The sequence below is a fragment of the Pseudarthrobacter enclensis genome, from assembly GCF_030811655.1.
Classification (GTDB): domain Bacteria; phylum Actinomycetota; class Actinomycetes; order Actinomycetales; family Micrococcaceae; genus Arthrobacter; species Arthrobacter enclensis_A.
Genome location: NZ_JAUSRE010000001.1, coordinates 343,219 through 369,243, shown reverse-complemented (window position 1 = coordinate 369,243; position 26,025 = coordinate 343,219). Strand labels below are relative to the sequence as shown.

General features: G+C 67.2%; 23 protein-coding genes. 8 read left to right on the top strand and 15 right to left on the bottom strand.

The genetic code is table 11. From position 1 onward, the window contains the following. Positions 1-3 precede the first annotated feature (3 nt). Genes J2X98_RS01670 through argC form a run of 7 tightly spaced genes read right to left on the bottom strand, consistent with a single transcriptional unit; the run spans position 4 to position 7,248 of the window. Positions 4-1,209 (bottom strand): argininosuccinate synthase, encoded by a 1,206-nt coding sequence (locus tag J2X98_RS01670; protein WP_018763590.1) that lies wholly within the window; start codon positions 1,207-1,209, stop codon positions 4-6. 45 nt (positions 1,210-1,254) lie between these two features. Next, positions 1,255-1,785 (bottom strand): arginine repressor, encoded by a 531-nt coding sequence (locus tag J2X98_RS01665; protein ID WP_141940818.1) that lies wholly within the window; start codon positions 1,783-1,785, stop codon positions 1,255-1,257. Then, positions 1,785-2,786, bottom strand: a complete 1,002-nt coding sequence (gene argF / locus J2X98_RS01660) for an ornithine carbamoyltransferase (RefSeq protein WP_307303678.1) — start codon at positions 2,784-2,786, stop codon at positions 1,785-1,787. Before argF ends, J2X98_RS01665 begins: the two co-directional genes overlap by 1 nt. Next, positions 2,783-4,054, bottom strand: coding sequence for an acetylornithine transaminase (locus J2X98_RS01655; protein ID WP_307303676.1), 1,272 nt, complete (start codon positions 4,052-4,054; stop codon positions 2,783-2,785). Before J2X98_RS01655 ends, argF begins: the two co-directional genes overlap by 4 nt. Next, on the bottom strand, positions 4,051-5,010 hold the full coding sequence (argB, locus tag J2X98_RS01650) for an acetylglutamate kinase (RefSeq protein WP_141940815.1): 960 nt from the start codon (positions 5,008-5,010) through the stop codon (positions 4,051-4,053). Before argB ends, J2X98_RS01655 begins: the two co-directional genes overlap by 4 nt. Before the next feature lie 43 nt (positions 5,011-5,053). After that, a complete protein-coding gene (gene argJ / locus J2X98_RS01645; RefSeq protein WP_141940814.1) occupies positions 5,054-6,220 on the bottom strand; it encodes a bifunctional glutamate N-acetyltransferase/amino-acid acetyltransferase ArgJ in 1,167 nt (388 codons plus the stop codon). Continuing rightward, positions 6,217-7,248 carry an N-acetyl-gamma-glutamyl-phosphate reductase gene (gene argC / locus J2X98_RS01640; RefSeq protein ID WP_307303674.1) on the bottom strand — a complete coding sequence of 344 codons (1,032 nt, stop codon included), beginning with the start codon at positions 7,246-7,248 and terminating at the stop codon, positions 6,217-6,219. Before argC ends, argJ begins: the two co-directional genes overlap by 4 nt. A 160-nt stretch (positions 7,249-7,408) precedes the next feature. Here argC and J2X98_RS01635 point away from each other — a divergent pair, with 160 nt between their 5' ends. From J2X98_RS01635 to J2X98_RS01625, 3 genes are all read left to right on the top strand, one after another. Then, positions 7,409-8,374 carry a quinone oxidoreductase family protein gene (locus J2X98_RS01635; RefSeq protein WP_307303673.1) on the top strand — a complete coding sequence of 322 codons (966 nt, stop codon included), beginning with the start codon at positions 7,409-7,411 and terminating at the stop codon, positions 8,372-8,374. Positions 8,375-8,580: 206 nt separating this feature from the next. Beyond that, positions 8,581-12,492: a Pls/PosA family non-ribosomal peptide synthetase gene (locus J2X98_RS01630; protein WP_307303719.1), complete on the top strand. Its 3,912-nt coding sequence runs from the start codon at positions 8,581-8,583 to the stop codon at positions 12,490-12,492. Positions 12,493-12,503: 11 nt separating this feature from the next. Then, positions 12,504-13,865, top strand: a complete 1,362-nt coding sequence (locus tag J2X98_RS01625; RefSeq protein ID WP_307303671.1) for a M1 family metallopeptidase — start codon at positions 12,504-12,506, stop codon at positions 13,863-13,865. Here the strand turns inward: J2X98_RS01625 and J2X98_RS01620 are convergent. The 3 genes from J2X98_RS01620 to pheS are packed head-to-tail and all read right to left on the bottom strand — an operon-like array spanning position 13,829 to position 18,173. Further along, positions 13,829-14,533 (bottom strand): 4'-phosphopantetheinyl transferase family protein, encoded by a 705-nt coding sequence (locus J2X98_RS01620; RefSeq protein ID WP_174237485.1) that lies wholly within the window; start codon positions 14,531-14,533, stop codon positions 13,829-13,831. The genes J2X98_RS01625 and J2X98_RS01620 overlap by 37 nt on opposite strands. A 32-nt stretch (positions 14,534-14,565) precedes the next feature. Beyond that, positions 14,566-17,109 carry a phenylalanine--tRNA ligase subunit beta gene (pheT, locus tag J2X98_RS01615; RefSeq protein WP_307303669.1) on the bottom strand — a complete coding sequence of 848 codons (2,544 nt, stop codon included), beginning with the start codon at positions 17,107-17,109 and terminating at the stop codon, positions 14,566-14,568. Positions 17,110-17,111: 2 nt separating this feature from the next. Continuing rightward, entirely contained in the window at positions 17,112-18,173 is a 1,062-nt protein-coding gene (gene pheS, locus J2X98_RS01610; protein ID WP_141940809.1) for a phenylalanine--tRNA ligase subunit alpha, read from the bottom strand. 200 nt (positions 18,174-18,373) lie between these two features. On the opposite strand from pheS, the gene J2X98_RS01605 reads away from it, so the two are divergent. From J2X98_RS01605 to J2X98_RS01595, 3 genes are read left to right on the top strand one after another with little or no spacing between them, the layout of a single operon-like run. Beyond that, positions 18,374-18,829 (top strand): hypothetical protein, encoded by a 456-nt coding sequence (locus J2X98_RS01605; protein WP_307303668.1) that lies wholly within the window; start codon positions 18,374-18,376, stop codon positions 18,827-18,829. Continuing rightward, a complete protein-coding gene (locus J2X98_RS01600) occupies positions 18,826-19,482 on the top strand; it encodes an SIMPL domain-containing protein (protein ID WP_307303667.1) in 657 nt (218 codons plus the stop codon). The genes J2X98_RS01605 and J2X98_RS01600 overlap by 4 nt, the downstream gene beginning before the upstream one ends. 56 nt (positions 19,483-19,538) lie before the next feature. Then, positions 19,539-20,657, top strand: a complete 1,119-nt coding sequence (locus J2X98_RS01595; protein WP_307303666.1) for an Rv2578c family radical SAM protein — start codon at positions 19,539-19,541, stop codon at positions 20,655-20,657. Between the two features lie 18 nt (positions 20,658-20,675). Here the strand turns inward: J2X98_RS01595 and J2X98_RS01590 are convergent, their stop codons facing one another. After that, positions 20,676-21,131 (bottom strand): (deoxy)nucleoside triphosphate pyrophosphohydrolase, encoded by a 456-nt coding sequence (locus tag J2X98_RS01590; RefSeq protein WP_307303664.1) that lies wholly within the window; start codon positions 21,129-21,131, stop codon positions 20,676-20,678. A 178-nt stretch (positions 21,132-21,309) separates the two neighbouring features. On the opposite strand from J2X98_RS01590, the gene J2X98_RS01585 reads away from it, so the two are divergent. Both J2X98_RS01585 and J2X98_RS01580 read left to right on the top strand, forming a co-directional pair. Further along, entirely contained in the window at positions 21,310-22,518 is a 1,209-nt protein-coding gene (locus J2X98_RS01585) for an MFS transporter (RefSeq protein ID WP_307303661.1), read from the top strand. Between the two features lie 167 nt (positions 22,519-22,685). Continuing rightward, the gene (locus tag J2X98_RS01580) at positions 22,686-22,961 is read left to right on the top strand and encodes a GlsB/YeaQ/YmgE family stress response membrane protein (protein ID WP_141940804.1); all 276 of its coding nucleotides are present in this window, start codon (positions 22,686-22,688) and stop codon (positions 22,959-22,961) included. Between the two features lie 127 nt (positions 22,962-23,088). Here the strand turns inward: J2X98_RS01580 and J2X98_RS01575 are convergent, their stop codons facing one another. From J2X98_RS01575 to infC, 4 genes are all read right to left on the bottom strand, one after another. Then, the gene (locus J2X98_RS01575) at positions 23,089-24,015 is read right to left on the bottom strand and encodes a TrmH family RNA methyltransferase (protein WP_307303659.1); all 927 of its coding nucleotides are present in this window, start codon (positions 24,013-24,015) and stop codon (positions 23,089-23,091) included. Between the two features lie 70 nt (positions 24,016-24,085). After that, positions 24,086-24,475, bottom strand: coding sequence for a 50S ribosomal protein L20 (rplT, locus tag J2X98_RS01570; RefSeq protein ID WP_307303657.1), 390 nt, complete (start codon positions 24,473-24,475; stop codon positions 24,086-24,088). A gap of 120 nt (positions 24,476-24,595) precedes the next feature. Beyond that, positions 24,596-24,790, bottom strand: coding sequence for a 50S ribosomal protein L35 (gene rpmI, locus J2X98_RS01565; protein WP_009358635.1), 195 nt, complete (start codon positions 24,788-24,790; stop codon positions 24,596-24,598). Between the two features lie 120 nt (positions 24,791-24,910). After that, positions 24,911-25,912 carry a translation initiation factor IF-3 gene (gene infC, locus J2X98_RS01560; RefSeq protein WP_373460814.1) on the bottom strand — a complete coding sequence of 334 codons (1,002 nt, stop codon included), beginning with the start codon at positions 25,910-25,912 and terminating at the stop codon, positions 24,911-24,913. Positions 25,913-26,025 lie beyond the last annotated feature (113 nt).

Genomic DNA, 26,025 nt, shown 5'->3' with positions numbered 1-26,025 from the left:
GGGCTACTTCCCTGCGACGCGGATGTCGCGGCCGGAGGCAACCTTGGCGGACATGCCCCACAGCTCGATGAAGCCCTTGGCCTGGGACTGGTCGAAGGTGTCGCCGGTGTCGTAGGTGGCCAGCGAGAAGTCGTACAGCGAGGTGTCCGAGCGGCGGCCGTTGACGATGGCCTGGCCACCGTGCAGGGTCATGCGGATGTCGCCGGAGACGTACTTCTGGGTGTCCTCGATGAAGGCGTCCAGGGAGCGCTTCAGCGGGGAGAACCACTGGCCGTCATACACCAGCTCGGCCCAGCGCTGGCCCACGGTGGCCTTGAAGCGGGCCTGCTCGCGCTCGATGGTGATGTCCTCGAGGTGCTTGTGCGCGGTGATCAGCGCCATGGCGCCGGGGGCCTCGTAGATTTCGCGGGACTTGATGCCCACCAGGCGGTCCTCGACGACGTCGATGCGGCCTACGCCCTGGGCGCCGGCGCGGCGGTTCAGTTCCTTGATGGCCTGCAGCGGGGTGACCTTGACGCCGTCAATCGCGACGGGCACGCCGGCTTCGAAGGAGATGGTGACCTCATCCGGTGCCGGCGGGAACTCCGGGGTGGCGGTGTAGTCGTAGATGTCCTTGGTGGGGGCGTTCCAGATGTCCTCGAGGTAGCCGGTTTCCACCGCGCGGCCCCAGACGTTCTGGTCGATGGAGTACGGGTTCTTCTTGGTGGTCTCGATGGGCAGTCCCTTTTCCTCGGCGAAGGCGATGGCCTTGTCGCGGGTGAGGGCGAGGTCGCGGACCGGTGCGATGCACTTCAGGTCCGGGCCGAGGGTCTGGATGCCGACTTCGAAGCGGACCTGGTCGTTGCCCTTGCCGGTGCAGCCGTGGGCCACGGTGGTGGCGCCGAATTCGCGGGCTGCCTTCACCAGGTGCTTGACGATGACCGGGCGGGAGATGGCGGACACCAGCGGGTAGTGGCCCTGGTAGAGGGCGTTGGCCTTCAGCGTGGGCACGCAGTATTCGTTGGCGAACTCATCCGATGCGTCGGCGACGTAGGCTTCGACGGCGCCGCAGCCCAGGGCGCGCTGGCGGATGGTTTCCAGCGATTCGCCGCCCTGTCCGACGTCGACCGCCACGGCGATGACCTCGGCACCGGTGGCTTCACCGATCCAGCCGATGGCGACGGACGTGTCCAGGCCGCCGGAGTAGGCCAGCACAATGCGTTCAGTCACTTTAGATGCTCCTTGTTGGGGTTGGTTGGTTGATTGTCTTCAAGCTTATTGCCCGGCTTCCTCAGCCAGTTGCAGGAAGCGGGCGGCGAGGTCCGGGCCACCCAGGGGGTCGCGGGAGACCAGCAGGACGGTGTCGTCGCCGGCGATGGTGCCCAGGATGGACGGCATCACCGAGTGGTCGATGGCCAGGGCCAGGAAGTTCGCGGCCCCGGGCGGCGTCCGGAGAACAGCGATGTTGGCGGAGGCTTCGGCAGTGACCAGCAGTTCGCTGCACAGCCGGGCGAGCCGGGCATCCAGGATCTCCTGCGTGACGCCGCTCTTGGCGGCCCTTTCGCCGCCCTCGCCGGGGACGGCGTACACCAGGACGCCCTCCTTCCCGCGGACGCGGACGGCACCCAGCTCGACGAGGTCGCGGGACAGCGTGGCCTGGGTGACCTGCACGCCGTCGTCCGCCAGCAACGCCGCAAGCTCCGCCTGGGAACGCACGGACTGCCCGGTGAGGATGGCGGTGATGCGCGCCTGCCGGGCGGTCTTGGTGGCCGGGCTGCTGCCCGGGGAGGACGGCTGGGCGGACACTAGAACGTGCTCTCCCCAGTGCCCTCGACGGGGGAAAGGCCGTCAACGAAGGCCAGGCCGGACCGGTGCATCAGCCAGGCCATCAGCGCCTTCTGGGCGTGAAGCCGGTTTTCGGCTTCGTCCCAGACGATGGACTGCGGGCCGTCGATAACGTCGGCGGAGATTTCGTAGCCGCGGTAGGCGGGCAGGCAGTGAAGCACGACGGCGTCATCCGCAGCCAGTGCCATGGCGCCGGAGTCCACGGAGTAGTCCCGGAACAGCTGCATCCGGGCTTCCTTTTCGGCCTCCTGGCCCATGGACACCCAGGTGTCGGTGGCCACGACGTCCGCCCCCTGGAGGGCCGCATTGGCGTCACTGGTGATCAGCACCGAGCCGCCGGTTTCAGCCGCGCGTTCCTCGGCAGCAGCCACAATTTCAGCGGCGGGCAGGTAGCCCTCCGGGCCGGCGATGCGGACGTGCATGCCGGCGGTGACCCCGGCCAGGAGGTAGGAGTTGGCCATGTTGTTGGCGGCATCGCCCAGGTAGCTCATGGTGAGGCCCTTGAGCTGGCCCTTGTGTTCTTTGACGGTGAGCAGGTCCGCGAGGAGCTGGCAGGGGTGGTAGTCGTCGCACAGCGCGTTGATGACAGGCACCTTGGAGTTCTCCGCCATGGCCACCAGGCCGGCATGCGCTCCGGTGCGCCACACGATGGTGGAGACCATGCGCTCCAGGACCTTGGCGGTGTCCTCCACGGATTCCTTGTGCCCGATCTGCGCCTCGCCCGGATTGATGACCAGCGCGTTTCCGCCCATGTCCGCGACACCGGTGGCGAAGGAGACCCGGGTCCGGGTGGAGGTCTTGTCGAAGATCACGGCCACGGTCTTGCGGCCGCTGCCTTCCGCGGCGTAGGGCTGCACGCTGTAGGGGGCCGCCTTCATGCGGGCGGCGAGCTCCAGCACCTCTGCCTGCTCGGCGGGGCTGAGGTCGGTGTCCTTAAGGAAGTGCCGGGTTGCGGTGGTCACTGGGCGTCCTTAGCTGCTTGGAGGATTGCCGGGAAGGCGGCGAGGAAGGTGTCGGCCTGGCCCGCAGTGAGGATCAGCGGCGGGGCCAGGCGGATCGTGTGGGGGCCGGGGCTGTTGATGATGAAGCCCGCGTCAAGGGCTGCCTGCACAGCGGCGGGGGCAACGTCGGCGTCGAGGTCGAAGCCGATCAAGAGGCCTTCGCCGCGGACCTCGGTCACCCCCGGGATGGCAGCCAGCCCGGAGCGCAGGTGCTCCCCCACCGCGGTGGCGTTCGCCAGGACGTTCTGGCTTTCCAGTGCGTGGAGGGTGGCGAGGGCGGCCGCCGTCGCAACCGGGTTGCCGCCGAACGTGGTGCCGTGCTGGCCGGCGGACAGCAACGACGACGCCTGCTCACCGAAGGTGATGAGGGCACCGATGGGGAATCCGCCCCCCAGGCCCTTGGCCAGGGTGACGGCGTCGGGGACGATCCCGGCGTCCTCGCTGGCCAGCCATTTGCCGGTGCGGCCGATGCCGGTCTGGACTTCATCAAGGATCAGCAGGGCGCCAACTTTGCTGGTGGCTTCGCGGGCAGCTTTAAGGTAGCCCGGCGGCAGCGGGCGGACGCCCGCTTCACCCTGGATGGGCTCCAGGAAGACGGCAGCGACGGTTTCGTCCACCGCGGCCTCCAGGGCGGTGATGTCGCCGAACGGGATGTGCACCACGCCGCCTGGCAGCGGCTCGAAGGGAGCCCGGTAGGCTTCCTTGGCCGTGAGCGCCAGGGCTCCCATGGTCCGGCCGTGGAAGGCGCCCTCAAGGGCAATGATCCTGGTCCGTTTGGTATCGCCGGTGCCGGTGTTGCGGCGCGCCAGCTTGAACGCTGCCTCGTTCGCTTCCGTGCCGGAGTTGCTGAAGAACACCTTGGACCCGGCAGGCGCGTGGGCCAGTTCCAGGAGCTTTTCAGCCAGAGCCACCTGCGTGGGGCTGGTGAAGAAGTTGGAGACATGGCCCAGGGTGGCCAACTGGCTGGCGATGACCGACGTCACGAACGGATGGGCGTGGCCCAGGGCGTTGACGGCGATGCCGCCCAGCAGGTCCAGGTATTCCTTGCCGTCGGCGTCCCACACCAGGCAGCCGGCGCCGCGGACCAGGACCCGCTGCGGCGTGCCGAACACGTTCATGAGCGAGCTGGAGTACCGGGAGAGCCACTCGGAGCCGGCGTGGCCCGTGGTTTCGACGAGCTCCGTGACCGGGGTTTCCACATTCTCGACCACTGCGGTGTGCTTGTTCATGCGTTGATCTCCTCGTCCGGGACTACCTGGGTGCCGATGCCCGCCGTCGTAAATGTTTCAAGAAGCATGGAGTGGGGCAGGCGCCCGTCCACGATGTGTGCGCGTTCCACGCCTTCGTCGATGGCCTTCAGGCAGGCGGCCATCTTGGGGATCATGCCCGACTCCAGCCGGGGCAGCATCTCCCGCAGCTCTGAGGCCGTGAGCGAGGAGATCAGGGACGACTTGTCCGGCCAGTTTGCGTACAGGCCTTCGACGTCGGTCAGGATGACCAGCTTGGAAGCGCCCAGCGCCGAGGCGACGGCAGCCGCTGCGGTGTCGGCGTTGACGTTCAGGACCTGGCCTGTGGGCTGGAACCGCGCGGTGCCGGCCACGCCGTCACCGCCGTCGACGATCTCCGGCGCCACCGTGGAAATCACGGGGATGCGCCCGGCAGCCAGGATGTCCACAATGCCTGCGGGGTCGACGCCGACTACCTCGCCCACGAGTCCCAGGTCCACGTCTTCGCCGTCCACCACGGTCCCGGTGCGGACCGCGCGGAGGAGGCCGCCGTCTTCGCCGGACATGCCGACGGCGTAGGGTCCGTGGGAGTTGATCAGGCCCACCAGTTCGCGGCCCACCTGGCCGGTGAGAACCATGCGGACCACGTCCATGGCTTCGGGAGTGGTGACGCGCAAGCCGCCCTTGAACTCGGATTCGATGCCCAGCCGGCCCAGCATGGAGTTGATCTGGGGGCCGCCGCCGTGCACCACCACGGGGTGGATGCCCACGTGGTGGAGGAAGACGATGTCCTCGGCGAAGGCACGCCGGAGTTCGTCGTTGACCATGGCGTTGCCGCCGTACTTGATCACCATGGTGGTGCCGGCGAACCGCTGGATCCAGGGCAGCGCCTCGATCAGGGTTGCTGCCTTGTCCTGGGCAGCGGACATGCTGGTGGTTTCACGCGTCTGGGTGTTCATGGTGTCACTTTCCACAGCGGTCTGGACCTGGAGGGCAGCGCCCTTAGCTGGAGTAGGCGCTGTTTTCGTGGACGTAGTCGTGGGTGAGGTCGTTCGTCCAGATGGTGGCCTCGGCATCGCCTGCCTGCAGGTCGATCTCCACCAGGACCTCGCGCGGTTCCAGGTCCACCAGGCTGCGGTCATCGCCAATGCTGCCGTCGCGGCAGATCTGGACGCCGTTCATGGCGACGTTGAGCTTGTCGGGTTCAAAGGCGGCGTCGGTGGTGCCCACCGCTGAGAGCACGCGGCCCCAGTTGGGGTCCTTGCCGAAGATGGCGGCCTTGAACAGGTTGGAGCGGGCCACTGACCGGCTGACGGTTTCGGCGTCAGCTTCGCTGGCCGCGTTGAACGTGCGGATTGCGATGTCGTGGCTGGCTCCCTCGGCGTCGGCGATCAGCTTCCGGGCCAGTTCGGCGCAGACCTGCGTGAGTGCGGCGCCGAAGGCCTCTGCTGACGGCACGGCTCCCGAGGCACCGGATGCCATCAAAACCACGGTGTCGTTGGTGGACATGCAGCCGTCAGAGTCGGCGCGGTCAAAGGTGACGCGGGTGGCATCGCGGAGGACGACGTCGAGCATTTCCGGCTGGACGTCGGCATCGGTGGTCAGCACCACCAGCATGGTGGCCAGCCCGGGAGCCAGCATGCCGGCGCCCTTGGCGATGCCGCCGATGCTGAATTCCTGGCCGTCGGCGTCGGTGCCGATGAAGAGCGCTGACTTGGGCACGCTGTCGGTGGTCATGATGGCGGTGCCTGCAGCGGCTCCCCCATCAGTGCTGAGCGCGGCGGCGGCGGCTTCTACGCCCGGAAGGATCTTGTCCATGGGCAGCTGCTCGCCGATCAGGCCCGTGGAGCAGACGAACACGTCGGTCGCAGAGATGCCCAGGACCTCGGCAACTTTTTCCGCCGTGCTGTGGGTGTTCTGGAAGCCGGTGGGCCCCGTGCAGGCGTTGGCGCCGCCCGAGTTGAGGATGACTGCGTCCACACGGCCGTCGGAGACAACCTGTCGGGACCAGTGGACGGGGGCCGCAGCCACCCGGTTGCTCGTGAAGACGGCGGCGGCGGCCTTGGACGGGCCGTCATTGACGACCAGGGCGAGGTCCGGGTTGCCGGAGGCCTTGAGTCCGGCGGTGACGCCGGCTGCCCGGAATCCCTGGGGTGCGGTGATGGTCACGGGGCTACTCCCTGCAGGTTGAGGCCAGCGGTTTCCGGCAGGCCGAGTGCGATGTTCATGGACTGCACGGCGCCGCCGGCAGTGCCCTTGGTCAGGTTGTCGATCACGCACGTGACGACGACCCGACCCGCGTGGGGATCGAATGCCACCTGCATGGCCGCATGGTTGGAACCCAGGACAGACTTGGTCGTCGGCCACTGGCCTTCCGGCAGCACGTGCACGAACGGCTCGTCCTCGTACGCTTCGATCCACGCCAGGCGCAGCTGCGCGGCGGTGGTGCCGGGCTTGACCTTCGCGGTGGCGGTGCTCAGGATGCCCCGGCTCATCGGGGCCAGCGTGGGCGTGAAGGAAACAGTGACTTTCTCCCCCGCCGCCTTCGACAGGCCCTGCTCGATTTCCGGTGTGTGCCGGTGCCCGCCACCCACGCCGTAGGGGCTCATGGAGCCCATCACTTCGGAGCCAATCAGGTTGACCTTGGCGGCTTTGCCCGCGCCCGATGTGCCGGAGGCGGAAACGATCACGACGTCGTCGGGTTCCAGAAGGTGGTCAGCGAACCCGGGAGTCAGCGCCAGGAGGGCCGACGTCGGGTAGCAGCCGGGAACGGCAATGCGCTTGGCACCCTTCAAGGCTTCGCGCTGGCCGGGCAGTTCCGGCAGACCATAGGGCCAGGTGCCGGCGTGCGGGGAACCGTAGAACTTTTCCCAGGCGGCGGGGTCTTCGAGGCGGTGGTCTGCGCCGGCGTCGATCACCACTGTCCCTTCGGGCAGCTGGGCGGCGATTTCAGCGGAAGCACCATGCGGCAGCGCGAGGAAGACCACGTCATGGCCGGCGAGGTTGGCCACCGTGGTGTCTTCGAGGATCCGATCGGCCAGCCCGTGCAGGTGCGGCTGCAGTTCGCCAAGCCGGGACCCTGCATTGCTGTGAGCCGTGATGGCGCCGATGGTCACGCCAGGGTGCCCGGCAAGGAGGCGCAGGACCTCTCCCCCGGCGTAGCCGCTGGCTCCCGAAACCGCAACAGAAATAGTCATGCTCCGACTATACAGCAATAGTTATGCATTACTACCGATATTTATGCATCATGAACGTCCTGGCTTCGGAACGCTCCCTCTTGTCGCGCTGCCCGCGGGTGTCCCTAGGATGGTCTCGGCAGCCGGGGCCGGAAACGCCGGGACCCGCGAAAGGAGAGCCATGACGCACGCAATCGTCGCACGGCAGGCAGGCGGACCGGAAGTCCTTGACTATGTGGAGGTTGAACCCCCCGCGCCGGGCCGCGGACAATTGCTGATCAAAGTCGGGGCGGCCGGCGTCAACTTCATCGACACCTACAAGCGCAGCGGCACCTACAAAGTTTCCTACCCCTTTACTCCCGGATCGGAAGCTGCAGGCATGGTGGAGGCGGTGGGCGACGGCGTGACGGGCTTCGCCGTGGGTGACCGGGTTGCCACCGCTGAAGGCATCGCCTGCTACGCGGATTACGCGCTGGTGGATGAGGACGCCGCACTGCCGGTCCCGAAGGGCCTGGACGTCTTCACCGCGGCAGCCCTTCCGCTGCAGGGGGTTACGGCACACTACCTGATGAATTCCACGTTCAAGGTGGAGCCAGGCCACAAGGTCCTGCTGCATGCCGGGGCCGGCGGTGTGGGGCTGCTGCTGATCCAGCTGCTCAAGGCACGCGGCGCTGAAGTCCTCACCACGGTTTCGACGGACGAAAAGGAGCAGCTGGCGCGCGGCGCCGGCGCGGACCACGTGCTGCGCTATGACGGCTTTGCGGAGCGGGTCAGGGATATCACCAGCGGAACCGGGGTGGACGTGGTGTACGACGGCGTGGGCAAGGACACCTTCGACGGTTCGCTTTCCGCACTGCGGGTCCGCGGCATGCTGGTGCTGTTCGGCGCCGCGTCCGGCCCTGTGCCGCCCTTCGATCCCCAGCGGCTCAACTCCGGGGGCTCCCTGTTCCTGACACGTCCCACCATGGGCCATTATTTGCGGGATGCCGCCGAGCGGCGCTGGCGCTCGGACGAAGTGTTTGCCGCCGCTGCCGACGGCAGCCTGAAGGTCCGGATCGGAGCGCGCTACCCGCTAAGCCGGGCCGGTCAGGCGCACCGCGACCTGGAGGGCCGCAAGACCACCGGCAAGGTCCTCCTGGTGCCCTGACGGTCGGCGTCTTAACGATGGAGGAACATGAAGCGTACGGACAGGAGTCATAAGCGGGCCCATGACACCTCCCGTTCACCTGCGGCAGGCAAAATGGGCCGGTGACTCAGCAGCAGGTCCCCCGCAGGGACTCATCGTCCCCCGAAGCCCCTCCCGCCAGCCACCCCACTGGCCCTCGGGTGGAGGCGGGGATCTTCGCGCCGCAGATGGCCGGCGCGGTCGCGGCTCCGCCGGCCCGGACACTGGTCGACATCATCCAGGAGACGGCCGCCAGGTACCCCGACGCCTCGGCGCTGGATGACGGGCTGCGGTCCCTCAGTTATGCGCAACTGATGGAGGAAGTCCGGGCGGCTGGCCGCCGGCTGCACAAGGCAGGGCTGGGCGCCGGCGACAGGATTGGTGTCCGGATCCCGTCCGGCACCAATGAGCTGTATGTTTCGATCCTTGCCGTCCTTCTGGTGGGGGCGGCCTACGTACCGGTGGATGCTGATGATCCGGACGAGCGGGCACAGCTGGTCTTCAGGGAAGCGAAGGTGGCAGGTGTACTGGGGGCGGGGGGCACCCTGTCTTTCCCCTCACGGGCGGCCGGGCCCAGCGGCGCTCCGCCGCGGCCTGCCCCTTTCCACGGTGCACGTCCGCCGGGCCCGGCGGACGATGCCTGGATCATTTTTACCTCGGGGTCAACTGGCACTCCCAAAGGCGTGGCCGTCAGCCACCGGTCAGCGGCGGCCTTCGTCGACGCCGAATCCCGGATCTTCCTCAAGGACGAACCCCTCGGGCCCCAGGACCGGGTCCTGGCCGGGCTGTCCGTTGCCTTCGACGCCTCCTGTGAGGAGATGTGGCTTGCCTGGCGGCATGGGGCCTGCCTGGTGCCTGCACCGCGGGCCTTGGTCCGCACAGGGATGGACCTGGGTCCCTGGCTTATCAACCACGGGATCAGTGCGGTCTCTACCGTCCCCACACTCGCTGCCCTGTGGCCTGCGGAATCGCTTGAAAATGTCCGGCTGCTGATCTTCGGCGGCGAGACCTGTCCGCCGGAGCTCGCGGAACGCCTGGCCGTGGATGGCCGCGAGGTCTGGAACACTTACGGCCCCACCGAGGCAACCGTCGTGGCCTGCGCCGCGCCACTTGGCGGACCGGGCCCCGTCCGGATCGGACTGCCGCTCGACGGGTGGGACCTCGCTGTCGTTGACCCCAACTCAGTGCCCGTAGCCGAAGGCGAAGTGGGCGAACTGATCATTGGCGGCGTGGGCCTGGCACGATACCTTGACCAGGCGAAGGACGCTGAGAAGTACGCCGCAATGCCAAGCCTTGGCTGGGAGCGGGCCTACCGGTCCGGGGATCTGGTCAGGTTTGAGGCCACGGGACTGATCTTCCAGGGCCGCGCGGACGAGCAGGTGAAGCTGGGTGGCCGCAGGATTGAACTTGGCGAGATCGATGCCGCCCTCCAGTCCCTTCCCGGCGTCGGCGGAGCGGCGGCCGCCGTCCAGACAACGGCCGCCGGCAACCAGATCCTGGTGGGGTACCTGGCACCGGCTGCGGGGACGGAACTGGATCTCTCGGTCGTCCGCGGGAAACTGGCTGAAAGCCTGCCTGCCGCCCTTGTTCCCATGCTCACCGTGGTGGACTCGTTGCCCACCAAGACCAGCGGCAAGGTCAACCGCCATGCGCTCCCCTGGCCCCTGGCCGGGGCGGCTGCCGCCGAGGCCGACGCTGCACCGCTTAGTCTGCCCGCTGACGCCGCGTGGATCGTCGAACAGTGGAGCGCCGTCCTGGGCAGCCCCGTTACCTCGCTGGACGCGGACTTCTTTGCCTACGGCGGCGGTTCCCTCACGGCAGCCCAGCTCGTGTCGGCCCTGCGGGTGCACTATCCCACCATCACCGTGGCAGACATTTATGCGACACCACGGGTGGGCGCCCTCGTGGAAGTGGCACGACAGTCCAGTCCCCACGGGACAGGCGGTCCTGCGCCCCGACGCACGGTGCGGCCCACCGCCCCCAGGTCGCAGATCTTCCAAACCTTGATGGGCGTCCCACTGCACGTCCTGGTGGGAATGCGCTGGCTGACCTACCTCATGGTGGGAAACAATCTCCTGTCCGGGCTTGCGGGTTTCACTGCCGCGCCCACCGTTCCGTGGTGGTGGGTGGCAGCATCGTGGCTCGTCTTCGTCAGCCCCGCCGGACGCATGCTGATCTCAGTCGCAGCGGCCAGGATGCTTCTCCGCAAGGTCACGCCCGGGACGTATCCCCGGTCCGGACGGGTACACCTCCGGCTCTGGCTTGCCGAACAGATCCAGGATCTGTCCGGCGCCATCAGCCTCGCCAGCGCACCATGGGTCCCCTACTACGCCCGTGCTCTGGGCGCCAAGATCGGCAGGGACGTCCAGCTCCACTCCCTGCCGCCGGTCACTGGCCTGCTGTCCCTGGGGTCCGGGGCCAATGTCGAGCCGGAAGTGGACCTCTCCGGCTGGTGGATTGATGGCGACCACGTCCATATCGGCGCAGTCCGGATCGGGTCCGGGGCCACAATCGGGGCCCGGAGCACCCTGATGCCCGGCGCTGTTATCGGGGCGGACGCCCATGTAGAAGCCGGCTCCGCAGTGTCAGGCAAGGTAAAAGCAGGACATTGGGTGGCAGGATCTCCGGCGCAGCGGCGGGGCAGGGCAAAGCACAGCGTGCCGGAGGCTGCCGCGCACACCACCCTCCAGGCCAGGTTTTGGTTCCTCGGATTTTCCGCAGCCTCGGCAGTCCTGGCCATTTTCCCCTACCTGTCCGCTGTTGCCGCCGGAGCCGTGGTCTTCGCTTTCATTCAAGGGAGCGCTTCCCTGTCAGCTGCAGCCCCCAGGCTCGTCCCGGCCCTGCCGCTGGCGGCCTTGGCCTGGTTCCTCTCCAACGCCCTGCTGGTCCTGGTCACCACCAGGCTGCTGAGCATCGGCCTCACCGAGGGCTACCACCGTGTCCGGAGCAGGGTGGGGTGGCAGGTGTGGGCCACAGAGCGCGTCCTCGACCTGGCGCGCGACCTGCTCTTCCCCATCTACGCCAGCCTTTTCACCCCTGTGTGGCTGCGCCTGCTGGGCGCCAAGGTCGGCCGGAACGTCGAAGCGTCCACCGTCTTGCTTATCCCCAGCATGACCACTGTGGGCGAAGGCGCATTCCTGGCGGACGACACCATGGTGGCATCATACGAACTGGACGCCGGATGGTTGCGCATAGCACCGGCCAAGATCGGAAAGCGGTCGTTTCTGGGCAACTCCGGAATGACTGCCGCCGGACGCAGCGTCCCCAAGAATTCACTCGTGGCCGTGCTGTCGGCAACACCGGCAAAGGCCAAATCCGGCACTTCATGGCTGGGCAGTCCCCCCGTCCGGCTGCGGCGGACAGCCATCGCTTCGGACGATTCACGCACCTTCCGGCCATCGCTCAAACTAAAGGTGGCACGGTCACTGTGGGAACTTTGCAGATTCGTTCCCGTCATGTTGACCGTCTCCATCGCGGCCGCAGTCCTGCTCGCTTTCGACTGGCTCGCAGCCACTTTCAATTACGGCATGGCAGCCGTGTTGAGCGGCATCGTTGTCCTTGCGGCCGGGGCAACAGCGGCCGCGGCTGCGGTGCTCGCCAAGTGGGCACTCGTGGGGCGGATCAAGGCCGGTCAACACCCCCTGTGGAGTTCCTTCATCTGGCGCAACGAGGTGGTGGATGCCTTTATCGAAATGGTCAGCGCCCCGTGGTTCGCCCGCGCAGCATCGGGCACCCCGGCGCTGGTCTGGTGGCTGCGGGCGCTCGGAGCCAAGATCGGGTCCGGCACTTGGTGCGAGAGCTATTGGCTTCCGGAGGCAGATCTGGTGACGCTGGGCCGGAATTCCACGGTTAACCGGGGCTGCGTGGTGCAAACGCACCTGTTCCACGACCGGGTGATGAGCATTGACGCTGTTACGCTCGAGGACGGGGCCACCATGGGCCCGCACGGGGTCATCCTTCCCCAGGCCAGCATCGGCGCCGGCGGAACGGTGGGGCCGGCATCATTGGTGATGCGCGGCGAAGCAGTGCCCGCCGCGACGTACTGGATGGGCAACCCGGTCAGCCCATGGACCGGGCCCGGATCGCCGTCTGCCACCTAACCGAAGGTCCCATGAGTTCTTCAGCATCTGCCGTCCCGGGCAGCATCTCCGCCGCCACCGGAACCTCCCCGGACCCGTACCTGCCCGGTGCCGGAACAAACGCCTTCCGGGTCGAGCGGTACGAACTGGACCTGGACTACCGGGTGGCCAGCAACAGGCTCAGCGGCAAAGCGGTGCTGCACGGCGTGACCTGCGCTCCGACGTCGGCCATTGTCCTGGACCTTGTTGGGCTGCGCGCCACGAAGGTCCTGCTGGACGGCCGCAAGCCGCTCCGGTTCAGCCAGCGCGCCGGGCAGCTGGTCGTCACCTCCCACGGGCCCTTCCGCCCGGAGCAATCCTTCATCCTGGAAGTGCGTTATGAGGGCAACCCGCGGCCGCGGCGTGGCGCCTGGGGAGACGTGGGTTGGGAGGAACTGACGGACGGTGTCCTGGTGGCAGGGCAACCCAACGGGGCACCATCCTGGTTCCCATGCAACGACCACCCCCGCGACAAGGCCAGCTACCGTTTCACAGTCACCACCGAGGCGAACTACCGGGTGGTCTGCAACGGCGTTTTGCAGTCGCATGCCGCCCGTGCCAGCCGGGAAACCTGGGTCTACGAGCAAACGGAGCCGATGGCCGCCTACCTGGCCACCGTACAGATTGGCAGGTACACGCCGTTGGAGCTGGACGCCGGACGGGAGGGGACGCCCGTTCCTCAGTCCGTGGCAGTCTCCCCTGTCTTGGCGGACCGTGCCAGGACGGGACTCGCCCAGCAACCGGCAATGATGCGAACGTTCAGCAACTGCTTTGGCCCTTATCCGTTCCCCGCGTACACAGTGGTGGTGACCGAAGACGAACTGGAAATCCCACTCGAGGCGCAGTCGATGGCAATCCTGGGTCCCAACCACCTGGGCCTGGACTGGGAGTCCCAGCGCCTGATCGCCCATGAGCTGTCGCATCAGTGGTTTGGCAATTCCCTGACGGCCGGCGGTTGGCAGGACATCTGGCTGCACGAGGGCTTCGCCTGCTATGCCGAGTGGATCTGGTCCGAGGAAGCCGGCGTCATGAGTGTGGCGGAGCGGGCCGCGGCGGCCTGGCACCGGTTGGCGGAGGAAGACCAGGACATCCTGGTGGGCGATCCCGGTCCCGGTCGGATGTTCGACGACCGCGTGTACAAGCGGGGCGCTCTGGCCCTGCACGCCGTCCGGATGGCCCTGGGCGACCTCGCCTTTTTCGCCGTCCTCCAGGACTGGACGGCCGGCCACAGGCACGGCTCCGTCACTACGCAGGACTTCATCGTGGCGGTCAGCAGCGCCACAGCTGTCGATGCGGAGCCGCTGCTGCACCCCTGGCTTTACGAGGAGCCGCTGCCGCCGCTTCCGCTGGCATGAACGGGTCCGGAGAGCGCGACGGCGGCGGCCAAGTGTGCGGGCAGCCCGGTTTCAGCAGGGCCCAGGTCCCGCAGGCCCGGACGCGCGCTGACGTCCACGGTGGACGGCGCAATCCGGAGCCCGTCACCGGTCATTTTCAGCCAGGCTTCCTTGCGTGCCCAGAGCCTGGCCCTCGCCGCCGGGAGCAGCTCCACCGTGACGTTCCGGAGGTTCCGGCGCTCCGCAGGCGTCAGGGCAAGCCCGTCAAACCCGTCAAAGCCGGTACGGGACGGATCCTCGATGTCGGCGCCCAGCCGCGTTCCCGGGGAGGCACCCACCACCGCCGCCAACAACGTCCAGCCACCGGCCCGGGACAAGCTAAGCGCCAGCGGCACGGGGGCACCCCGATAGCTGTATCCCGGCCGGCCGTGGCCGGTCCCCGGCCCGGTTCCGCACTGCAGGCAACTGTAGGCTACGGTGAGGTCCGCGGCGGGAAGTGACAGCAATTCGCCTGCAAAGACCCTCTGGGCAACGCGGCCGGCAAGGAACATACGGCCGGAAGCCGGAGACATGGCCTTGCCCCGTGCCAGTTCGACGCCGTCCAGCAGGCGTTCGGCATCCCGCCACACCCCACCGTCTTTCCCGGACAGCAGGAAGGGCGGGATGGCGCGCACCTCGCATTGCGCCATGACCCGTCCTTCCCGAAAAGCCTGCAGGGAACCTACCGCTGGACAGCTCCGAAGCGTTCGGCGGCCAGGGCAACTGCGCTCTCACGCGCCGCCGAGGCCTCGTCAGCGGTCAGGGTGCGGTCAGCGGCCCGGAACCGGAGGCCGAAGGCCAGCGACTTCTTGCCGTCTTCGATGCCCTTGCCTGCGTAGACGTCGAACAGAGCCACATCTTCCAGGAGCTGGCCGGCACCTTCGCGCAGCGCGGCAAGGACCTCGTCCGCCGGAACGTCGGCCGGAACCACCAGGGCCACGTCCTGGGTGGCCACCGGGAACGTGGAAATGTGGCGCGCCACGATCACGTCGGGTGCGGCCTCGAACAGGGCATCGGCGTCAAGTTCCAGCGCCACCGAGCGGGCCGGCATGTCCGAGGCGGCCAGCAGCTTGGGGTGCAGTTCGCCGGCGTAGCCAACGGTCTCCCCCGTGCGCAGCGCCAGCCGGGCGGTGCGGCCGGGGTGGAACGCCTGGTGGCTGCCCTGGCTGACAACCAGGTCCACGCCCAGCACGTCGCCGGCAAGCCGGGCTACGTCCAGTGCGTCTGCCCAGTCCCACACGCGGGGCGTGTGGGACGCGGCGGCCGGGGAATCGTGGCCGGTAAGGACTGCCGCGATGTGGAACGGCTGGTTCGGGACGCCGTCGTACAGTGCGTCAAGAACCTCATCGGCAGGCTTGGCGCCCAGCGGCGGGATGGCCGCAGTTCCCACCGTCCCCTCCGGCAGGAACACCAGGCCGGATTCAAACAGGGCCAGGTCCCGGAAGCCACGGGAGTGGTTGCGCTTGGCCACCTCGATCAGGCCGGGCAGGATGGACGTGCGCAGGTAGCCGTGCTCCTCGCTGATCGGGTTGGCCAGCTTGAGGGCGGTCCGCGCGCCTCCTTCGTCAGCCACGCCGAAGGTGTCGTTGGCCGCCTTGGACACGAAGGGATAGGAGAGGACCTCGGTGAGTCCGGCGTCGGCCAGGGCCTGGATCAGGCGGCGGCGCTGCTGCTGGACGCGCGTCAGTCCGCGGCCCGGCGGGGCGACCGGCAGGGTGGCGGGGATCTTGTCGTAGCCCACCAGCCGGGCGATTTCCTCGGTCAGGTCTTCCTTGGTCTCCAGGTCGCTCCGCCAGCTCGGCGGCGTAACTGTCCACCCGGCGTCGTGCTTTACTACCACGGCGCCCAGGTCCTCAAGGGACGTGACAATCTGCTGCTCAGTGAAGTCGATGCCGATCCGTGCGGCAGCAAAACCGGCGGGCAGCTCGATGGTGACGGTGTCCGGGGCGGTCCCGACGTCGGTTCCCGCTTCGTCAGCGGTGCCGCCGGCCAGTTCCACCAGGAGGTCCACCACGCGCTGGGCGGCGATGCCCGCCACCTGCCAGTCCACGCCTCGCTCGAATCGCTTGGACGCCTCCGACGGCAGCTTGTGCCGGCGCCGTGACCGCCCGATGGACACGTCGTCAAAGTGCGCGGACTCCACGAGGATGTTCGACGTCGAATCGCCCACCTCGGTGGCAGCCCCGCCCATGACTCCTGCGATGCCGATGGCCCCGGAGTTGTCGGTGATGAGCAGGTCCTCGGCGTCAAGGGTGCGCTCCTTGCCGTCCAGGGTGGTGATCTTCTCCCCTGCGGCGGCGCGGCGCACCACGATGTCGCCGGAGAGCTTGTCCAGGTCATAGCAGTGCGTGGGCTGGCCCAGCTCGAGCATGACGTAGTTGGAGATGTCCACGGGCAGCGAGATGGAGCGGATGCCCGCGAGCCGGAGCCGGGACACCATCCACGGCGGGGTGGGCTTGGTGGCGTCCACCCCCCGGACGGTGCGCGCCACGAAGCGGTCGCAGCCCGGCTTGCCGTAAATGGGGGCGTCGTCGTTGAGCTTGACGCCGTACCCGCCGGAAAGTTCGGCCGGTGCCTGGACCCTGGATGCGGGATCCGTGAAGGCGGCGCCGGTGGCGTGCGCGTATTCACGGGCCACGCCGCGGATGGAGAAGGCGTAGCCGCGGTCCGGGGTGACGTTGATTTCGGCCGCCTGGTCGTAGAGGCCAAGGAGCTCCATGGCGTCGGTGCCCACCTCGGGGTCCAGCCCGATGCGGGACAGCACCAGGATGCCGTCGTGGTCCTCGCCGATGCCCAGTTCGCGGACCGAGGCGATCATGCCGGCGGACAGGTGTCCGTACGTCTTGCGGGCTGAGATGCGGAAGTCGCCGGGCAGCACGGCGCCGGGAAGCGTGACCACCACTTTGTCGCCCTCAACGAAGTTGTGCGCGCCGCAGATGATGCCCTGGACGCCGGACGGGTCGATTCCGTCCCCGGTGAGGGTCTGTTCCTTGCCTTCGGGGACAACGCGGACCTGGCACCAGTTGATGGTCTTGCCGTTGGTCTGCGGTTCCTTGACGAGGCTCAGGACCTGGCCCACCACCACGGGGCCCTGGAGGGTGTCCGTGGGACGGTGGACGGCTTCTTCTTCAAAGCCGACCTTGACCAGGTCTTCCATGACGTCTTCGGCCGTTGCTCCGGCCGGCACTGCTGCGAATTCCCGCAGCCAGGAAAGTGGGATACGCACTGTTAGATCTCCATCCCGAAGTGCTCGCTGAACCGTACATCGCCTTCGATCATGTCGCGCATGTCCCCCACCTCGTTGCGGAACATGAGGGTGCGCTCGATGCCCATGCCGAAGGCAAAGCCTGAATACTCGTCCGGGTCGATGCCGGCGGCGCGCAGGACGTTCGGGTTGACCATGCCGCAGCCGCCCCACTCGATCCAGGCCGGCCCGCCCTTGGCGCCGGGGTGGAAGATGTCCAGCTCGGCGGACGGCTCGGTGAACGGGAAGTAGTTGGGGCGCAGCCGGATCTGGGCTTCCTCGCCGAACATTTGCCGGGCAAAGTGCTCAAGGGTTCCGCGCAGGTCGGCCATGCTGAGGTTCTTATCGATGGCCAGGCCTTCGAACTGGTGGAACACCGGGGTGTGGGTGGCGTCCAGTTCGTCGGTGCGGAATACCTTCCCCGGGCACAGGACATAGATGGGCACCTCGCGCTCCAGCATGGAACGGACCTGTACCGGGGAGGTGTGGGTACGCATCAGCAGGTGGGCTTCCGGAGGTTCCACGAAGAAGGTGTCCTGCATTTCGCGGGCCGGGTGGTCCGGCTTGAAGTTCAGGGCATCGAAGTTGAACCACTCCGACTCCACCTCCGGGCCTTCGGCAATTTCCCAGCCCATGCCGACGAAGATGTCCGCAACCCGGTCCTGCAGGGTGGAGAGCGGGTGGCGGGCACCGGCGCGGCGGCGGCGCGGGGCGGCCGTCACGTCAACGGTTTCCTCCACCAGGATCCGGGCGTCGTTCTCTGCTTCCAGGACGGCGGTCCGGTCGGCGAGCGCCTTGTTGACCTTGCCGCGGGATGCACCCATCAGCTTTCCGGCGAGCGCCTTCTGGTCCTTGGGCAACCGGCCGATCTCACGGTTGGCAAGGCTGAGCGGGGACTTCTCGCCGCTGTGGGCAAGGCGCACCGCCTTCAGCTCGTCAAGGGTGGCCGCACCGGCGATGGCGGTGATGGCCTGGTCTACAGCGGCGTTGATGGCGGCCTCATCCGTGGGGTTCGGGATGGCGGCGCCCGGCAAAGTTTCAGTCATCTACTGTTCTTAGCTACGAGTCGTGGCTGCCGGCGGGCGGGGCAGCCGTACGCGGTTTCCCGCTCGGCGCGTCCGTCGCTGGCAGGTCATGGATGAATGCGCTGAACGTCAGTTCATTCAATGACCAGGTCAGGGCTCGCCGGCAGGACCGGCGGCCACTGCCCTCCAGTCTAGTTGAACCCTCCGGCTACCATGGCCTCATGACTTTGCGGCAGCGCGCGGGTTTTCTTTCCGGCCCGACGACGGCCCAGCAGCTCAGGCGGGCAGCGAACTTCCTGAATGGAAGCACCCTGGCCGGGCTCGCCGTCGCCCTTGCCGCACGGACCCGGATCAGACGCGGTCCGCGGGGGATGATCATTGCCGCGGGCTACCGCTGGCGGTTGCCCTTTGCGCAGGCCTACACGCTGGGCAATGTGGTGCTGTGCCGCAGCACGGCCGGGGACCTGCTGTCCCGGCCGGAACTGCTGGGGCACGAAGAGCTGCACTGCAGCCAATACGCCTGGTGCCTCGGTTTGCCCTTTATTCCGCTGTATCTGGCGGCTGCCGGCTGGTCAGTGATCCGGACCGGCAATGCCGGAACCGGGAACGTCTTTGAACGCCGGGCAGGGCTGGCTGCGGGCGGCTATCCTCTCACGGCAGGGAGGCGGGCGCAGTGACCCGGGATTCGCAGGTGCAGGTTGGCACGGGAACGGTCACTGTTGCGGGAACCGGATGGGCCGAAGCAGCTCCCGACCTGGTGCTGGTTTCCGTGGAAGCGGAGTGCAGGGCCCAGTCGGTGGCGGAAGCGTATGCGGCGGCAGGTGAGGGTCTTGCTGCAGTGGCGTCCGCACTTCGCGGCCGCGGCGTCGCGCCCAGCGACATCCGTTCAACCGGTCTTTCGGTGCGGGCAGACCTCGCATGGCGTGACGGGGAGGGACAGAAACTCGTCGGTTACGTGGCGGCGGCCAGCCTCGCAGTCAGGCTGCGGGACCTCGGGAACGCCTCTGCCGTGATCTCCGACGCCGTCCTGGCAGGCGGCGACGCCGTCCGGCTGAACAGCCTGCAGCTTGTCCTGTCCGATGAAGCCGGCGTGCGGGCGCAGGCGCGCGACGCAGCGTGGCAGGACGCGGTGCGTGCTGCCGGACAGTATGCCTCCCTGGCCTCGGCCACCCTGGGGAGGGTAGCGTCCGTGACCGACCAGCGCCCCTCACCGGGACCGGTGCCGCTGGCCGGCCTGCAACGGGCAGCAGCCACCGAACCCATGGCGATCGAACCGGGCCTGAACCCGGTTGAGGCAACCGTGACAGCCACCTGGGAGCTGCGTTATTAGCCTGCTAAGGGCGTGCCCGGCTTGACTTACATTCGAACATGTTTTCGAATGGAGGCATGAGATGGGAAGCGCAGGCACTGGTGCCCACTCCGGAGGCACCGGGCACAGCGGTCCCGGCGCTGCTTCCACTCGCAGGCCTGGTCCGCTCCGTCACCACCCCTGAATTCGCAGGGATCACGTTCCACGAAGTTACAGCCAAGTCTGCGCTGAACAGGGTACCGGCGGGATCGAAGATGCCGTTCGAATGGACGGTGAACCCCTATCGCGGCTGCAGCCACGCCTGCGTCTACTGCTTTGCCCGCAAGACGCACACGTACCTGGATTTTGACGCCGGCATGGACTTTGACAGCCAGGTGGTTGTGAAGGTCAATGCCGCGGAAGTCCTCCGGAAGGAACTGGCCAAACCCTCGTGGACGCGGCAGCAGGTGGCGCTGGGTACCAATACCGATCCCTACCAGCGTGCAGAGGGCCGGTACCGGCTCATGCCGGGAATCATCAACGCACTGGCCGAGTCGGGCACTCCCTTGTCCATCCTCACCAAGGGAACGCTCCTGGCGCGTGACATCCCGCTGCTCAAGAGCGCTGCCACGCAGGTGCCCGTGGGACTGGGCATTTCCCTGGCTATGACCAACGAAGCCCTTTCGGAGGCGATCGAGCCCGGCACCCCGGGACCCAGGGCCCGGCTCAGGCTGGTGTCCAGGCTGCGTGAGGCCGGACTGCCGTGCGGCGTTATGGCCATGCCCATCCTCCCGTGGCTGTCGGACAGCGACGAAGCCCTGGATGCCCTCTTTGGGGCGCTGGCAGCGGCCGGGGCAACGGGCGTCACGGCCGGCGCCCTCTACTTAAAGCCCGGCACCAGGGAATGGTTCATGAAGTGGATCGCCGCCCGCCATCCCGAGCTGGTGGGCCGCTACCGGCGGCTGTACGGAACGGGCTCCTACGCGTCCAAGGAATACCGGACATGGCTTGCGGGGAAAGTCCGCTACTTCAAGGCACGCCACGGGTTTTCGTATTCCTCCGGCTTCAGCCCCCGGGACCTGGACAACCGGGACCTGGACGATCCCCGGGTTGAGGAGGCCCAGTACCCGGAAGGAGTCATTCCCGCCCAGGCGTCCGGGGGTTCCCGCCGTGCCGCTGCCGCTCCCGGGCCGCCCGGCCAGGACGCGTTGTTCTGACCAGCCACTGTTTGAAGCTCACTCGAGGCGCAGGGGCTCCCGGAGCGTCCCGGCCACCGAGTCCAGCAAGGCGCTCACGATCGGGTAATCGGCCGGGATCCAGGGGAGGCCGAGGACCGCTTCCCGGTCCCGCAGGTCAACCCAGCGCAGTTCATCATGGTCTTCAAGGGGCAGGGGTTCGCCGCGGGTGGCTTCGGCGAACCAGACCCGCATGGTGGCTCGTTCATTGAGGGGCCAGCCGCCCGTTGTTTCCGCAGCCAGTTCGGACCCCAGCCGCACGTCGATTCCGAGTTCCTCAGCAAGCTCCCGCCTCAGGGCGGTTTCGGGTTCCTCCTCCGGTTCCACCTTGCCCCCCGGAAACTCCCACAGCCCTGCCAAATGCTCCGGCGCACTCCGCCGGGCCACCAGAAGTGTCTCCGGACGCTCCAGGCTGTCCACCACGGCTCCGCCCACTACCTGAATCAGTCCAGTCACCGGATCATTCTATGGGCCACAATGGGAAGGTCCAGGAACGTCAGTCTGGGCCCGTCCTGCTGAAGCGCCGGGAATAGCTCCTGCCTGCCAGGGGTTTGCCAGACTGTCCGGACCGTCCCGCCCCACTGCCGTGGCATCCGTCCCCGTTCCAGATCCACCCTTGACGAGAAGCAGGCATATGAGCAGCGTTATTTCCCCGTCCACGGCAGCCCCCGCCAAGACGACCAACCTCGGAATGGCCATCTTCGCCCTGGCCATGGGCGGTGTGGGCATCGGCGTCACCGAGTTCACCATGATGGGCCTGCTGAAGGAAGTTGAGCTGGGGCTGGGGATCAGCACACCGGAAGCCGGGCACCTGATCTCCGCCTATGCGCTGGGAGTGGTGGTCGGTGCTCCCCTGCTGGCCGCCGTCGGCGCCAGGCTCCCTCGAAAGAAACTGGCACTGGGGCTTCTGTTGTTCTTTACCGTGGCCAACCTCAGTTCCTATGTCGCCCCCGACTACGCGTGGATGCTCGTCTCGCGCTTTGCCGCGGGCCTGCCGCACGGGGCGTTCTTCGGCGTCGCCGCCGTCATCGCCGCGTCCCTGGTTCCACCCACCCGGCGGGGATGGGCCATCTCGATGGTTATGGCCGGGCTCAGCGTCTCCAACGTGGTGGGGGTGCCGTTCGCCACATGGCTGGGACAGACATTCGGGTGGCGGCTGCTGTTCGTCCTCGTGGGCGCCATTGGCCTGCTGGCGTTGGCCATGGTCTGGAAATTCGTCCCCTTCCAGCACGCGCACCCGGATGCCAGCATCCGGCGCGAACTCGGCGCCCTCAAGCGGCTCCAGGTGTGGCTTGCACTCCTGGTCGGCATCGTCGGGTTTGGCGGTTTCTTCGCCACGTACACCTACATCGCCCACACCATGACCGCCGTGGCCGGCATCCCGTCCGCCCTGCTGCCCCTCGTGGTGGCACTGTACGGACTTGGCATGGTGGCAGGGAACATCGTGGGCGGAAGGCTGGCCGACCGGTCGGTCATGGGCACCCTCTACCGGGTCCTCCCTGCCATTGCCGTGGCCCTGGTGGTCTACGCGGTGGCCGCCCACTGGCAGTGGAGCGCCATGGTGATGGTGTTCGTGGTGGGAGCTTCCGGTTCCATGCTGATTCCCGCCCTGCAGACCAGGCTGCTTGACGCCTCACCCGACGCACCGTCACTGGCTTCCTCCCTCAACCATGCGGCGCTCAATGTGGCCAACGCCTTGGGGGCGTTCCTTGGCGGTCTTGTCATCGCACTCGGCTGGGGCTTCGTTGCCCCTGCCTTGGTGGGTGCCGTCCTTGCCGTTCTCGGTTTCGGCGTCGCCCTCCTCAGCGGCCTGCTGGAACGCAAACGGCCACTCCCGGCCTGAGCAGCCTGGCGCCGGGACCGTGCGGGCCAGCCGCAATTGATACCCCGCCCGCAGGGGCCTTCTAACGATGCGGCAACGCCGCCCTTAGGGCTACTGACTTTGCGGGGTGCTTATGTTAGCTTGAGGCTCATCGGGACTATTAATCCCGGTCATTATAAGGAGGAGACATGGGTTTTCTTGCTTGGATTATTTTGGGCCTGATTGTCGGGGCCATCGTTAAGGCCGTCATGCCCGGCCGGGTCGGCGGCGGCTGGGTGACCAGCCTCATCCTGGGTGTCGTAGGAGCCATTGTTGGCGGCTGGATTGGCAGCCTTCTGTTCAACAAGGGCGATCTTGCCTTCTTCGACCTGGGCACCTGGATTCTCGCTATCGTCGGCGGCCTCATTGTCGCCGGCATCTACGGATTCGTCACCGGACGCGGAAAAGCCACCCGCGCACCCTGACCGTCCTGTATAACAACATCACCGAGGGGCCCCGGAAAACCGGGGCCTTTTCTTTGCCCGTGATCGGTCCGGCGCGCCGACACCGGAGGTTCTGGGCCCTGGAAGCAGCTCCCGTCGTCGTACGCCCTTACTCGGTGTGTGACTGACCTGCGGCGACGCCGGCACGACGCTGCGAACGGGCGCTGGCGTACAGGCACACAGTTGCGGCCGTCCCCAGGTTGAGACTCTCCGCGGCGCCATACACCGGGACGGCCACCCGGTGGTCCGCCAGGTGCAGTTCCTCGTCGGAGAGCCCCTGCGCCTCATTCCCGAAGAACCAGGCAGTTGGTTCGGCGAGGTCGTAAGCGGATTCGAACCCGTCGCCGGTCAGCCTGCGCCTCGCGCTCTCATCCTGCAGGACGTCCAGGTCCAGCTGTCCATAGCCGTCTGCGGCGAGAATGCCGATGCCGCGGGCCTTGCAGGCGGCGGCAAGTTCTGCCGGGTCCACGCCCAGCACCACCGGAAGGTGGAACAGCGAGCCCGCGGTGGAGCGAACAGCTTTGGGGTTGTAGATGTCAACGCTGGAAGCGGTGAAAACCACGGCATCGGCGCCGGCGGAATCGGCCGCCCGAAGCACCGTGCCGGCGTTGCCCGGGTCCCTGACCTGGCAGAGAACGGCCATCAGGCGTGGGCGGGCGTCAAGCACTTCTGCCAGGGAAACGTCTACGAAACGGCAGACAGCCACGATCCCCTGTGGGTTCACGGTGTCCGCCATGGCGGCCAGGACATCGTCGGTGGCCATGCGGGCGTTGGTGCCCTGGGCGAGCTCTTCGAACTCCGGGAAGCGTTCCAGACAGCTTTCGCTGGCATACACCTCGGTGACCACACCGGGGGCGCCCGCTGACAGCCGCTCCTGGTGTAGTTTCAGCGCTTCACGGACGGCCTGCGGCCCCTCGGCCAGGAACTGGCCGCGCTTTAAACGGGCCGGGCGCCCTGCAAGCTTTGCCACGTCCCTCACCCGATCAGCTCGGGGATTGGACAGTGGAAGATCTTGCGGGCGCCCGGTTTCGTTCATACAAGAACTGTAGTAGCTGCGGCCACTCGTTCCTGAACTGGACCCCTCATGCGAGGGGCGGCAGCGGCTACTAAGCTGCGGCAACCTTCCTGGCGGAGGTGTCGGCCGGCAGGGAGTCCTTGGCCACCTGGACCAGTGCGGCGAAGGCGTTGGCGTCAGAGACGGCAAGCTCGGCCAGCATGCGGCGGTCAACCTCGACCTCGGCGGCCTTCAGGCCCTGGATGAGGCGGTTGTAGGTGAGGCCGTTGGCGCGGGAAGCAGCGTTGATGCGCTGGATCCACAGGCGGCGGAAGTCACCCTTCTTCTTCTTGCGGTCACCGTAGCTGTACACAAACGAGTGCAGCAGCTGCTCTTTGGCCTTGCGGTACAGGCGCGAACGCTGTCCGCGGTAGCCCTTCGCCCGTTCAAGAACAACCCGGCGCTTCTTGTGGGCGTTGACCGCCCTCTTCACACGTGCCACGTGCGTACTCCTTCGAAAATCTGATCCCAAGCATCTGTTGCCGGTGTTCCGGCGGCCTGAGAAGGCTGTTTGGCAGGTGACGGGCCATCAGGGGAAGGTCCGTCAAAAATCACTTGGAAACTAGATGCCGAGCATCTTCCGGATGACCTTGGCGTCGCCCTTGAAGACGATCTTGTCGCCGGCAAGGCGACGGGTCAGGCGGCTGGACTTGTGCTCCAGGTAGTGGCGGCGGTTGGCCTGCTGGCGGCGCAGCTTGCCGCTGCCGGTCAGCTTGAAGCGCTTCTTGGCACCACTGTGGGTCTTCATCTTCGGCATGGGAACCGATCTCCTTACGTTTCTGCGGGCCCGGGGGCCGCAGTTCTATCGCGCAGCGGCCCCTGCGGGCAGCATGCTGGTTGCTGACTGCCGGAGGACGGAGCCTACGGCAGCTGTGAACTAGTTGGTCTTCTTGCCGGCCGGCTTCGGCGCTGCCTTGGGGGCAGGGCGGGCAGCGGGCTTGGGCGCGGCAGGCCTGGCCACCGGCTTCGGCGGCGCCGGCACAGCAGCAGGCTTCGGCGCCGACGGCGCGGCGGCCGGCGGCGTGGCGGCTACTGCAGGTTTGGCGGCCGGTGCAGCTGCCTTCGGGGCAGCAGCCTTGGGGGCTTCCTGCTTCGGAGCGGCAGCCTTCGGGGCTTCCTGCTTAGGAGCGCCAGCCTTGGGGGCTTCCTGCTTCGGAGCAGCAGCCTTCGGGGCTTCCTGCTTCGGAGCCTCCTCCTGGGGAGCAGCCGGCACCTCAGCGGGAGCCTTCTCTGCAACGGCCTCCGGCTCGGTGGACACCGTGAAGCCTTCGGGCAGGAGGTCCGCCAGCGACTGCGTCATGGGCGTCTGGTCCTTGCCTGACGTGTCAACGCGCCCGGCAGCCTTGGCTTCGTTCTGCGCCTTGGCTTCGGCACGCTGCGTAGCGCGCCGTGCTTCAGCCTTGGCCTCAGCCTTGTTCTTCAGCGGGCCAACCACCATGACCATGTTGCGGCCATCAATACGGGGGCTGGACTCCACCACGCCAACTTCGGCGACGTCGTCCGCGAAGCGCTGGAGCAGGCGGATGCCCATCTCCGGACGCTGCTGCTCACGGCCACGGAACTGGATCATGGCCTTGACCTTGTCCCCGGCGCCGAGGAAGCGCAGGGCGTGCCCACGCTTGGTCTCGTAGTCGTGGGTGTCGATCTTCAGGCGGAAGCGGATTTCCTTCAGAACAGTGTTTGTCTGGTTCTTCCGGGCTTCGCGTGCCTTGACTGCGGCCTCGTACTTGTACTTGCCGAAGTCCATCAGCTTGCACACCGGAGGCTTCGCCTGAGGTGCAACTTCAACGAGATCAAGGTCGGACTCGGCAGCCAGGCGCAGGGCATCCTCAATACGGACGATTCCTACCTGTTCACCTGCAGGTCCGACCAGCCGCACCTCGGGGACGCGGATACGCTCATTGATTCTTGGCTCGCTAATGTTAAAGCTCCTGTGTTTGTTGTTGAGTCCCGGCAAATAGAGAAGGCCCCCAATTGCCGGAGCAATCGAAG